Below are 12406 nucleotides of genomic sequence, written 5' to 3'. Positions count from 1 at the left end.
CCTGGGAGCTGTGCCCGATCCATCGACGTACCGACCTGCCCCCGGGTCGATTCCCGTCGAACCCGGGGTGTACCGCTTCAAGGACGCCCACGGCCGGGTCATCTACGTCGGCAAGGCCAAGAGCCTTCGCAGTCGGCTGAACTCCTACTTCGCCGACCTGTCCGGACTCGCTCCGCGCACCCGCCAGATGGTGATGACCGCGGCCGGGGTGGAGTGGACGGTCGTCAACACCGAGGTCGAAGCCCTTCAACTCGAATACAACTGGATCAAGGAATTCGATCCGCGGTTCAACATCCGCTACCGCGACGACAAGTCCTACCCCGTGCTCGCGGTCACCCTCAACGAGGAGTACCCGCGTCTGATGGTCTACCGGGGACCGCGGCGCAAAGGGGTGCGCTACTTCGGCCCCTACTCCCATGCCTGGGCCATCCGCGAAACGCTGGACCTGCTGACCCGCGTGTTCCCCGCGCGGACCTGTTCCAACGGAGTGTTCAAGCGTCACAGCCAGATTGACCGCCCCTGCCTGCTCGGATACATCGACAAGTGTTCCGCACCGTGCATCGGCCGGGTCAGCGCCGAGGAGCACCGGCGCATCGTCGGCGATTTCTGCGACTTCCTGGCCGGCAAGACCGACAAGCTGGTCCGCGAGATGGAGCAGCAGATGAACGACGCGTCGGTCAACCTCGATTTCGAGCGCGCTGCGCGGCTGCGCGACGACATCTCGGCGATGCGCCGCGCGCTGGAGAAACAGGCCGTGGTCTTCGGCGACGGCACCGACGCCGATGTCGTCGCCTTCGCCGACGACGAGCTGGAGGCCGCGGTGCAGGTCTTCCATGTCCGCGGCGGGCGGGTGCGCGGCCAACGCGGCTGGGTCGTCGAAAAGTCCGGTGAGCCCGGCGAATCCACGCTGGAGTATCTGGTCGAGCAGTTTCTCACCCAGTTCTACGGAGACCAGGCGGCACTGGGCACTGCCGCCGACGGCGGGCGAGACGAGGTCGCCAACCCGGTGCCGCGTCAGGTGCTCGTGCCGGTGCTGCCGGAGACCTCCGACGAACTCGAGACGTGGTTGTCCCAGCTGCGGGGCTCGCGGGTGACGCTGCGGGTGGCGCAGCGCGGCGACAAACGGGCGCTGGCCGAAACGGTGCACCGCAACGCCCAGGACGCCCTGACCCAGCACAAGCTCAAGCGGGCCGGTGACTTCACCGCGAGAAGTGCTGCGCTGCAGAGCATCCAGGAGGCTCTCGAGCTCGAGGACGCGCCGCTGCGCATCGAGTGCGTCGACATCAGCCATGTCCAGGGCACCGACGTCGTCGCCTCGCTGGTCGTCTTCGAAGACGGCCTGCCCAAGAAATCCGACTATCGGCATTACGCGATCAGAGAGGCGGCGGGGCACGGCCGCTCCGACGACGTCGCATCGATCGCGGAGGTGACACGGCGGCGCTTCCACCGTCACCTGCGTGACTCCGAGGACGTCGCAGAGTCGGGCGCGGACGATGGCGCTCGGGCGGACGATGGTTCTCGGGTGAGCGCTCGGGTGGATGACGGTCCCCGCGCTCGTCCGGCCCGCTTCGCTTACCCCCCCAACCTTTTCGTCGTCGACGGGGGCGCACCGCAGGTCAACGCGGCGGCGTCGGTGCTCGACGAACTGGGCGTGACCGACGTCGCGGTGGTCGGCCTGGCCAAGCGGCTCGAAGAAGTGTGGGTGCCTGGACGCGACGGCGCGCCCGCCGAGCCGGTGATCCTGCCGCGCAACAGCGACGGTCTGTACCTGCTGCAGCGGGTGCGTGACGAGGCGCATCGGTTCGCGATCAGCTACCACCGCAGCAAGCGCTCCAAACGAATGACGGCATCGGCGCTGGACTCGGTGCGGGGGCTGGGTGAGCACCGGCGCAAAGCCCTGGTCACCCACTTCGGGTCGCTGGCCCGGCTCAAGCAGGCCAGCGTCGAGGAGATCACCTCGGTGCCCGGCATCGGCGCTGCGACAGCCCACGCCGTGCTGGAGGCGCTCGGCGCCGCGCCGCCGACTGGGCCACCCGTCGAGGCGCCGGCGGCCGCGGCGCCTGATTCACCGGCCGTTTCGCAGGCGTCCGCACCCGTGATCGGCGATGATCGGAGCACAGCACCGGGATGACAGAGCAAGGTATGCACGAGGAACTGCGCGCAGACACCGGCACCGCCGCTGACGGGAGTGACCTCGGCGACGAGGTCGGAAGCGACATCGACGTGGTCCTCGTCACCGGCCTGTCCGGAGCCGGCCGGGGAACCGCGGCCAAAGTGCTCGAGGACCTCGGCTGGTATGTCGCCGACAACCTGCCGCCCGAGCTCATCGCCCGGATGGTCGACCTCGGGCTGGCCGCCGGGTCCCGCATCACCCAACTCGCGGTGGTGATGGACGTGCGATCCCGGGGCTTCACCGGGGACCTCGACTCGGTGCGCAACGAGCTCGCGACCCGCAACATCGCCCCCCGCGTCCTGTTCCTGGAGGCCTCCGACGACATCCTCGTCCGGCGCTACGAGCAGAACCGGCGCAGCCATCCGCTGCAGGGCAACCAGACGCTGGCCGAGGGCATCGCCGCGGAGCGGGCCATGCTCGCGCCGGTGCGCGCGGCGGCCGATCTGGTCATCGACACGTCGTCGCTTCCGGTTCCCGCGCTGCGCGAGAGCATCGAGCGCGCCTTCGGGGGCGAGACCGTCGCCCACACCAACGTCACCGTGGAGTCCTTCGGTTACAAGTACGGCCTGCCGATGGACGCCGACACCGTGATGGATGTGCGGTTCCTGCCCAATCCCCACTGGGTGGACCAGCTGCGCCCCCACAGCGGCCAGCATCCCGACGTCCGCGACTACGTCCTCGGCCAACCGGGCGCCGTCGAGTTCCTCGACTCCTACCATCAGCTGTTGGGCGTCGTCATCGACGGGTACCGCAGGGAGGGGAAGCGCTACATGACCGTGGCCATCGGCTGTACCGGCGGCAAGCACCGCAGTGTGGCGATGGCCGAGGCCCTGGCTGCCCGGTTGTCCGGCGGCGACGCGCTGACGGTGCGGGTGCTGCACCGCGATCTGGGGCGCGAATGAGCTGCTCGGTCCGTGAGGCACAGCAGGTGAGCTTCTCCGCGCGGGAGGTGGACGGGTGAGTCCCCGCATCGTTGCGCTCGGGGGCGGGCACGGGTTGTACGCGACGCTGTCCGCGGCCCGGCGGATCACCCCGCATGTCACCGCGATCGTCACCGTGGCCGATGACGGCGGGTCCTCGGGCCGGCTGCGCAGCGAGCTCGACGTCGTTCCCCCCGGTGATCTGCGAATGGCGCTGGCGGCGTTGGCCTCCGACAGCCCGCATGGCCGGTTGTGGGCGACGATCATCCAGCACCGGTTCGGCGGTAGCGGTGCGCTCGCCGGGCACCCCATCGGCAATCTCATGCTGGCCGGGTTGAGCGAGGTCCTCGCCGACCCGGTGGCCGCCCTCGATGAGCTGGGCCGCATCCTCGGCGTGAAGGGCCGGGTGCTGCCGATGTGTCCCACCGGATTGAGTATCGAAGCCGACGTGGTCGGCTTGGAGGCCGATCCGAGGGTCAGCCGCGCCATCCGCGGGCAGGTGGCCATCGCCACCACCGTGGGCAAGGTGCGGCGGGTGCGGCTGCTGCCCAGCGACCCGCCGGCCACGCGTCAGGCCATCGACGCCATCATGAACGCCGATCTCGTCGTGCTCGGTCCGGGCTCGTGGTTCACCAGTGTCATCCCCCACGTGCTGGTGCCGGAGCTCGCGGCGGCACTGCGCTCGACGACCGCCCGGCGCGCGCTGGTGCTCAACCTGGTGGCCGAACCGGGGGAGACGGCCGGCTTCTCGGTGGAACGCCACATCCACGTGCTGTCGCAGCACGCGCCGGAATTCACCATGCACGACATCATCGTCGACAGCACCAGCGTGCCCAGCGAGCGCGAGCGCGATCAGTTGCGCCGCACGGCGCTGATTCTCGACGCCCGCGTAGAGTTTGCTGACGTTTGCAGACCTGGTACACCTTTACATGACCCGGCGAAACTGGCCGCGGCGTTGGAGGGGGTCCGAAGGCGGGGCATGGTGCCCAGGGCGGCGCCGCCTACTGTGCCCACACCGACAGTGAACGGACCGAGAGGTGACGACCCGTGGCGATGACAGCCGAGGTCAAAGACGAACTGAGCCGGCTGGTGGTCAATTCGGTGAGCGCCCGCCGTGCCGAGGTGGCGTCACTGCTGCGGTTCGCCGGCGGATTGCACATCGTCTCCGGCCGGGTCGTCGTCGAAGCCGAAGTCGACCTGGGCATCATCGCGCGCCGGCTGCGCAAGGACATCTACGACCTGTACGGGTACAACGCGGTGGTGCAGGTCATGTCGGCGACCGGAATCCGCAAGAGCACCCGCTACCTGGTGCGCGTGGTCCAGGACGGTGAGGCGCTGGCCCGTCAGACCGGCCTGCTCGATCTGCGCGGCCGCCCCGTGCGCGGACTGCCCGCCCAGGTCGTCGGCGGCAGCGTCGCCGATGCCGAAGCCGCTTGGCGGGGCGCGTTTTTGGCGCACGGCTCGCTCACCGAGCCGGGTCGATCCTCGGCGCTGGAGGTCAGCTGCCCCGGGCCCGAGGCGGCGTTGGCCCTGGTCGGTGCTGCGCGGCGGCTCGGTGTCAGCGCCAAAGCCCGCGAGGTGCGCGGCAGTGACCGGGTGGTGGTGCGCGACGGCGAGGCCATCGGCGCACTGCTGACCCGGATGGGTGCCCAGGACACCCGACTGACCTGGGAGGAGCGGCGCATGCGCCGCGAGGTCCGCGCCACCGCCAACCGGCTGGCCAACTTCGACGACGCGAACCTGCGCCGGTCCGCGCGGGCCGCGGTCGCCGCCGCCGCCCGCGTCGAACGCGCGCTGGAGATCCTCGGCGATACCGTGCCCGATCACCTGGCCGCCGCCGGCAGCCTGCGCGTCGCGCACCGCCAAGCTTCGCTGGAGGAGCTGGGTCGCCTCGCCGATCCGCCGATGACGAAAGACGCCGTGGCAGGGCGTATCCGGCGCTTGCTCTCGATGGCCGACCGCAAGGCCAAACAGGACGGCATCCCCGACACGGAATCCGCGGTCACGCCCGACCTGCTCGAGGACGCCTAGAGATCGACGAGGTGCTCGAGCACCTTCTTGTCGATGGCCTGGAACCGGTGGTCCTCGACCCAATGTCGCGCAGAGCCGGTTGACGAAATCGTTGGTCGCCGGTATCGCCCAATCGGTCATCTGCTGATTATCGGGCGATACGGTGGTTCCGTGGCTGCATTGCTCGTCGGGGTCGGCTCTCCCGAGCCGCCGTTCAACGGGATGCCCGGCGGTGGACTGGACATCGACCTGATGACCGCGCTGGGGTCGGCCGTGGGCGAATCGGTGGAGTTCATCGCCGACGAGGCGAGCGCGGACTTCGGCGCCGTCCTCGAGCGACTGGCCGCCGGCGAGTACGACTGTGTGGCCGCAGCAGTGACCACCACCCCCGAACGGGAACACACGGTCGCGTTCCTCCCGCCCTACGTGATCTCCGGCCAGGGCCTGGCCGTCGACACCGTGCGGCTGCCGCAGGTCCGCTCGATCGACGATCTGAGCGGATTGACCGTCGGCGTGCAACGTGGCGACACCAGCGAAGCGATCGCCGGGCATCTCGTCGCCGAGGGCCGCGTGGCGCGCGTGCGGATCTATGACTACGGAGCCGCCGGCACCGCCGTCGCCGATCTCACCGCCGGTGGCTGCGACGCAGTGCTCGAACTTGCTCCGGTGTTGTCCCGGCTGGTCAGCCAGGTGCCCGATGTCGAAATCGTCCAGTCCGGCGGTATCTCCACCGAACAGATCGCGGTCGCGGTCAACCCTGCTGACCAAGCCCTGCTGGCGCGCCTGCAGGTGGCCCAGGCCGAGTTGGAAGAAGACGGCACACTGCAGCGGTTGCGGCGCAAATGGCTCGGCAACCCCTACGTCGACCAGAGTTTGTCGGTGAGCTAGCAGTGGTCTGGGCCAGGCCGCGCGGGGCGACACCGACACCTACTAGGCTGGCTGCCGAGCAGTTCAGGAGAACGACAGCGCAGTTCGAGCGACATTGAGGAGACACACGTGACGATCCGGGTAGGCGTGAACGGCTTCGGCCGTATCGGACGCAACTTCTTCCGCGCACTGGATGCCCAGAAGGCCGAGGGCAAGAACGCCGACATCGAGATCGTCGCGGTCAACGACCTCACCGACAACGCCTCACTGGCGCACCTGCTGAAGTTCGACTCCATCCTGGGCCGGCTGCCCTATGAGGTCAGCCTCGAAGGCGAGGACACCATCGTCGTCGGCAGCACCAAGATCAAGGCACTGGAGGTCAAGGAGGGCCCGGCCGCCCTGCCGTGGGGTGATCTCGGCGTGGACGTCGTCGTCGAATCGACCGGCATCTTCACCAAGGCCGACAAGGCCAAGGGACACCTCGACGCCGGGGCCAAGAAGGTCATCATCTCCGCACCTGCCACCGACGAGGACATCACGATCGTGCTCGGCGTCAACGACGACAAGTACGACGGCAGCCAGAACATCATCTCCAACGCTTCCTGCACCACCAACTGCCTGGGCCCGCTGGCCAAGGTGTTGCACGACGAGTTCGGCATCGTCAAAGGGCTGATGACCACGGTGCACGCCTACACCCAGGACCAGAACCTGCAGGACGGCCCGCACAAGGACCTGCGACGCGCCCGCGCCGCCGCGCTGAACATCGTGCCCACCTCCACCGGTGCCGCCAAGGCCATCGGCCTGGTGCTGCCCGACCTGAAGGGCAAGCTCGACGGTTATGCGCTGCGCGTGCCGATCCCCACCGGATCCTGCACCGACCTGACCGCGGAGCTGGCCAAGTCGGCCACCGCCGATGAGATCAACGCCGCGATGAAGGCGGCGGCCGACGGTCCGCTCAAGGGCATCCTGAAGTACTACGACGCGCCGATCGTCTCCAGCGACATCGTCACCGATCCGCACAGCTCGATCTTCGACGCCGGGCTGACCAAGGTGATCGACAACCAGGCCAAGGTGGTGTCCTGGTACGACAACGAGTGGGGCTACTCCAACCGCCTCGTCGACCTGGTCGGCCTCGTCGGCAAGTCGCTGTAGCCCGATGGCTGTCAAGACGCTCTCCGATCTTCTGGCAGAGGGTGTTTCGGGGCGCGGCATACTGGTGCGCTCCGACTTCAACGTCCCGCTGAACGACGACGGTCAGATCACCGATCCGGGCCGGATCATCGCCTCGCTGCCGACCCTGAAGGCGTTGAGTGACGCCGGCGCCAAGCTCGTCGTCACCGCGCACCTGGGCCGGCCGAAGGGCGAGCCTGATCCGAAGTACTCGCTGGCTCCGGTGGCCAGGGACCTCGGGGAGCGGTTGGGCCGCCACGTTCAGCTCGCCGGTGACGTGGTCGGCAGTGACGCGCTGGCCCGCGCCGAGGGACTGACGGACGGCGACATCCTGCTGCTGGAGAACATCCGCTTCGATCCGCGCGAAACCAGCAAGGACGACGCCGAGCGGGAATCGCTGGCCAAGGCGCTCGTCGAGCTCGTCGGCGACGACGGTGCTTTCGTCAGTGACGGCTTCGGCGTCGTGCACCGCAAGCAGGCTTCGGTGTTCGACGTCGCCAAGCTGCTGCCGCACTATGCCGGCACACTGGTCGCGACCGAGGTCAGGGTGCTCGAGCAGCTGACCGAGTCGACGCAGCGGCCGTACGCCGTGGTACTCGGCGGGTCCAAGGTCTCCGACAAGCTCGCCGTGATCGAGAACCTGGCCACCAAGGCCGACAGCCTCATCATCGGCGGCGGTATGTGCTTCACCTTCCTTGCGGCGCAGGGTCTTTCGGTCGGTTCATCGTTGCTCGAAGAGGGCATGGTCGACACCTGCCGCAAGTTGTTGGACACCTACGCCGACGTGTTGCATCTGCCGGTGGACATCGTCGTCGCCGAGAAGTTCGCCGCCGACTCGCCACCGGAGACGGTTTCCTGCGATGCGATCCCGGACGACAAGATGGGCCTCGACATCGGCCCCGAGTCGGTGAAGCGCTTCGCCGCGCTGCTGTCCAACGCCAAGACGGTGTTCTGGAACGGTCCGATGGGCGTGTTCGAGTTCCCGGCGTTCTCGGCGGGCACCAAGGGCGTCGCCGAAGCCATCATCGCCGCGACCGGCAAGGGCGGCTTCAGCGTCGTCGGCGGCGGGGACTCCGCCGCGGCGGTACGGCAGCTGGGGTTGCCCGAGGACGGCTTCTCCCACATCTCCACCGGCGGCGGGGCGTCGCTGGAGTACCTCGAGGGCAAGACCTTGCCCGGCATCTCCGTACTCGAGTCCTGAAGGGGGCACCGTGTCGCGAAAGCCGCTGATCGCCGGCAACTGGAAGATGAACCTGAACCACTTCGAAGGCATCGCGCTGGTGCAGAAGATCGCGTTCTCGTTGCCCGACAAGTACTTCGACAAGGTCGACGTCACCGTCATCCCGCCGTTCACCGACCTGCGCAGCGTGCAGACGCTGGTCGACGGGGACAAGTTGCGGCTGACCTACGGTGCCCAGGACCTCTCCCAGCACGACTCGGGCGCCTACACCGGCGAAGTCAGCGGGGCTTTCCTGGCGAAACTGGGCTGTTCGTTCGTCGTGGTCGGCCACTCCGAGCGGCGCACCTACCACCACGAGGACGACGCGCTGGTCGCCGCGAAGGCGCTCGCCGCGTTCAGGCACGGGCTGGTGCCGATCATCTGCATCGGTGAGCATCTCGAGATCCGTGAGGCCGGCAACCACGTCGACTACAACGTCGAACAATTGCGGGGCTCGCTGGCCGGGTTGAGCGCCGAGCAGATCGGGCAGGCCGTGATCGCCTACGAGCCGGTCTGGGCGATCGGCACCGGCCGGGTGGCCAGCGCGGCCGACGCCCAGGAAGTCTGCCAGGCCATCCGGCAGGAGTTGGGCAACCTGGCATCGCCGGAGTTGGCTGCCGGCGTGCGGGTGCTCTACGGCGGCTCGGTCAACGCCAAGAACGTCGGTGAGATCGTCGGCCAGGCGGACGTGGACGGCGCGCTGGTGGGCGGTGCCTCGCTGGACGGCGAGCAGTTCGCCACGCTGTCGGCGATCGCCGCGGGCGGGCCGCTTCCTTGAGGCCGGTTCTCATGGCCGATTTCTCAGGGTCGATTTGGGAGGGCGGACTGCCCACCCTGTAGTCTGGCCGCCATGGAATTGGCCCTGCAGATCATCCTGGTCGTGACCAGCGTGCTGGTTGTGCTCCTGGTCCTGCTGCATCGCGCCAAGGGTGGCGGTCTGTCCAGCCTGTTCGGTGGCGGTGTGCAGTCCAGCCTGTCCGGCTCCACGGTGGTCGAGAAGAACCTGGACCGGTTGACGCTGTTCGTCACCGGCATCTGGGTGGTCGCCATCATCGGGATGGCGCTACAGATCAAGTACAGCTGACCCTGCGACACCGCATGCCCGGTCCGACGTCACCGTCGTTACCGGGCATTGTGCGTCGGGGGCTGGTCACCGTCGTGACCGGGCGTTGTGCGTCGGGGCGGGGTCCCCGCAGGGGGCTCGTCATGCAGTCGATGGGCTCGCCCTCGATACTTGGGGGATGGCTGAGTCTCCCGATATCGCACTGGCACCGATCGGTTCTGTCCTCCGCACCCAGGTGGGACGGGAAGCGACGGAGCCGATGCGTGAGGACATCCGCCTGCTCGGCGCGATCCTGGGAGAGACCGTTCGCGACCAGAACGGTGACACCGTCTTCGACCTGGTAGAACGCGCCCGGGTGGAGTCGTTTCGGGTGCGTCGCTCCGAGATCGACCGCGCCGACATCGTCTCGCTATTCGACGGCATCGATGTTCACCAGGCCATCCCCGTCATCCGCGCCTTCACCCACTTCGCACTGCTGGCCAACGTGGCCGAGGACATCCATCGCGAGCGTCGCCGGGCAGTCCACGAGGCCGCCGGTGAACCGCCCCAGGACAGCAGCCTGGCCGCCACCTATCTCAAACTCGACACGGCGAACCTGGATCCCGACATCGTCGCCGACGCGCTGGTCGGCGCGCTGGTGTCGCCCGTCATCACCGCGCATCCCACCGAGACGCGACGACGCACCGTGTTCGACACCCAGCACCGCATCACCGAGTTGATGCGGATGCGGCTGCACGGCCTGGCCAGGACCGAGGAAGGCCGCGACATCGAGACCGAGTTGCGCCGCCACATCCTCACGCTGTGGCAGACCGCGCTGATCCGGCTGTCCCGGCTCAAGATCCAGGACGAGATCGAAACCGGCCTGCGGTACTACGCAGCAGCGTTCTTCGAGGTCATTCCACAGGTCAATGCGCAGGTGCGCGCGGCGCTGCAGGCCCGCTGGCCCGACACCGATCTGCTGGCCGAGCCGATCCTGCGCCCCGGATCGTGGATCGGAGGCGACCGGGACGGCAACCCGAACGTGACCGCCGAGGTGGTGCGGCTGGCCACCGGCCGCGCCGCATTCACCGCATTCGCGTATTACTTCGGTGAGCTCACTGCGCTCCAGCAGGAGTTGTCGATGTCGGTGCGTCTGGTGCACATCAGCGACGGGCTGGCCGCCCTCGCCGACGCCTGCCATGAGCCGGCCCGCGAGGACGAGCCCTACCGTCGGGCCCTTCGGGTCATCCATGCGCGGCTCACGGCGACGGCCCAGCAGATCCTCGACGAACAACCCGAGCACGAGCTCGACCTGGGTATGTCGCCCTACCAGACGCCGGCCGAGTTGCTGGCCGACCTCGATGTGGTCGACGACTCGCTGCGCGCCAACGGCAGCGCGGTGCTCGCCGACGATCGGTTGTGCCGGCTGCGGGAATCGGTGCGGGTGTTCGGGTTTCACCTCTCCGGGCTGGACATGCGGCAGAACTCCGACGTGCACGAGGAGGTCATCGCCGAGTTGTTCGCCTGGGCGGGGGTGCACGACGACTACGCGTCGCTGAGCGAACCGGAGCGCGTCGAGCTGCTCGCCGCCGAACTGGGCACCCGGCGACCGCTGGTGCGCCCGGAGGCCGACCTGTCCGAGCTGGCGCGCAAGGAGCTGGGCATCGTCAGGGCCGCGGCACGCGCCGTGCACGTGTTCGGGCCGCAGGCGGTGCCGAACTACATCATCTCGATGTGCCAGTCGGTGTCGGACATGCTCGAACCCGCCATCCTGCTCAAGGAGGCCGGGCTGCTGGACGCCTCGGGTGATCAGCCTCACGCCGCGGTCGGGATCGTGCCGCTGTTCGAGACCATCGACGATCTGCAGCGCGGGTCGTCGATTCTGGAGGCGGCGCTGGACCTTCCGTTGTACCGCGCTCTGGTCACCGCGCGGGGTGACAGCCAGGAGGTGATGCTGGGCTACTCCGACTCCAACAAGGACGGTGGCTACCTGGCGGCCAACTGGGCGCTCTACCGCGCGGAACTCGATCTCGTGGAGTCGGCCCGTAAGACCGGTATCCGGCTGCGGTTGTTCCACGGTCGCGGCGGGACGGTGGGCCGCGGCGGGGGGCCCAGTTACGACGCCATCCTGGCGCAGCCGCCCGGTGCGGTGCGGGGCTCGCTGCGGCTGACCGAGCAGGGCGAGGTGATCGCCGCCAAGTACGCCGAACCGCAGATCGCCCGCCGTAACCTGGAAACCCTGCTGGCCGCCACACTGGAGGCCACCCTGCTGGACACCGAGGGTCTGGGGCAATCGTCGGAAGAGGCCTACGCGGTGCTCGACGACCTCGCTGCCAGGGCACAGCGCGCCTACGCCGAATTGGTGCATGAGACACCGGGTTTCGTCGACTACTTCAAAGCCTCGACACCGGTCAGTGAGATCGGCGCGCTGAACATCGGCAGCCGGCCCACGTCACGGAAACCGACCACCCAGATCTCGGACCTCCGCGCGATCCCGTGGGTGCTGGCCTGGAGCCAGTCGCGGGTGATGCTGCCGGGCTGGTACGGCACCGGCAGCGCCTTCGAACAGTGGATCGCCGACGGCGAGGACCCGGATGCGCGGCTGGCCGTGCTGCAGGACCTCTATCAGCGCTGGCCGTTCTTCACCACCGTGCTGTCCAACATGGCCCAGGTGCTGGCCAAGTCTGATCTCGGCCTGGCGGCCAGATATTCGGAGTTGGTCGACGACGAAGACCTTCGGCGGCGGGTGTTCGACAAGATCGCCGACGAGCACGCGCGGACGATCCGGATGCACGCGCTGATCACCGGGCAGGACGATCTGCTGGCCGACAACCCGGCGCTGGCCCGCTCGGTGTTCAACCGGTTCCCGTACCTCGAGCCGCTGAACCACCTGCAGGTGGAGTTGCTGCGCCGCTACCGCTCCGGCGACGAGGACGAGTTGGTCCAGCGAGGGATCCTGCTGACCATGAGTGGGCTGGCGACGGCGCTGCGCAACAGCGGCTGAG

10 protein-coding genes are annotated in these 12406 nt (G+C 68.4%); all 10 read left to right on the top strand.

The annotated features are described in order from the left end of the window. The first annotated feature begins 10 nt into the window (after window positions 1–10). The 10 genes from uvrC (at window position 11) to ppc (ending at window position 12405) form a co-directional block, all read left to right on the top strand. Window positions 11–2131, top strand: a complete 2121-nt coding sequence (uvrC, locus tag J3476_RS11395; RefSeq protein ID WP_207066587.1) for an excinuclease ABC subunit UvrC — start codon at window positions 11–13, stop codon at window positions 2129–2131. Further along, window positions 2128–3075, top strand: coding sequence for an RNase adapter RapZ (gene rapZ / locus J3476_RS11390; protein WP_221356992.1), 948 nt, complete (start codon window positions 2128–2130; stop codon window positions 3073–3075). The genes uvrC and rapZ overlap by 4 nt, the downstream gene beginning before the upstream one ends. 55 nt (window positions 3076–3130) lie before the next feature. After that, entirely contained in the window at window positions 3131–4150 is a 1020-nt protein-coding gene (yvcK, locus tag J3476_RS11385; RefSeq protein ID WP_207066586.1) for a uridine diphosphate-N-acetylglucosamine-binding protein YvcK, read from the top strand. After that, on the top strand, window positions 4147–5124 hold the full coding sequence (whiA, locus tag J3476_RS11380; protein WP_207066613.1) for a DNA-binding protein WhiA: 978 nt from the start codon (window positions 4147–4149) through the stop codon (window positions 5122–5124). The genes yvcK and whiA overlap by 4 nt, the downstream gene beginning before the upstream one ends. Before the next feature lie 150 nt (window positions 5125–5274). Further along, window positions 5275–5991 (top strand): ABC transporter substrate-binding protein, encoded by a 717-nt coding sequence (locus tag J3476_RS11375; protein ID WP_286182902.1) that lies wholly within the window; start codon window positions 5275–5277, stop codon window positions 5989–5991. Window positions 5992–6099: 108 nt separating this feature from the next. Beyond that, on the top strand, window positions 6100–7122 hold the full coding sequence (gene gap / locus J3476_RS11370) for a type I glyceraldehyde-3-phosphate dehydrogenase (protein WP_207066584.1): 1023 nt from the start codon (window positions 6100–6102) through the stop codon (window positions 7120–7122). A 4-nt stretch (window positions 7123–7126) separates the two neighbouring features. Further along, window positions 7127–8341, top strand: a complete 1215-nt coding sequence (gene pgk, locus J3476_RS11365) for a phosphoglycerate kinase (protein ID WP_207066583.1) — start codon at window positions 7127–7129, stop codon at window positions 8339–8341. Between the two features lie 10 nt (window positions 8342–8351). Then, a complete protein-coding gene (tpiA, locus tag J3476_RS11360; RefSeq protein WP_207066582.1) occupies window positions 8352–9137 on the top strand; it encodes a triose-phosphate isomerase in 786 nt (261 codons plus the stop codon). 72 nt (window positions 9138–9209) lie between these two features. Beyond that, on the top strand, window positions 9210–9443 hold the full coding sequence (gene secG / locus J3476_RS11355) for a preprotein translocase subunit SecG (RefSeq protein WP_048417856.1): 234 nt from the start codon (window positions 9210–9212) through the stop codon (window positions 9441–9443). A 157-nt stretch (window positions 9444–9600) separates the two neighbouring features. Then, window positions 9601–12405 (top strand): phosphoenolpyruvate carboxylase, encoded by a 2805-nt coding sequence (gene ppc, locus J3476_RS11350; protein WP_207066581.1) that lies wholly within the window; start codon window positions 9601–9603, stop codon window positions 12403–12405. Window position 12406 lies beyond the last annotated feature (1 nt).

Source organism: Mycobacterium sp. PO1 (assembly GCF_017312405.1).
Taxonomy (GTDB): Bacteria; Actinomycetota; Actinomycetes; order Mycobacteriales; family Mycobacteriaceae; genus Mycobacterium.
This window is presented reverse-complemented; position numbering and strand designations above follow the sequence as displayed.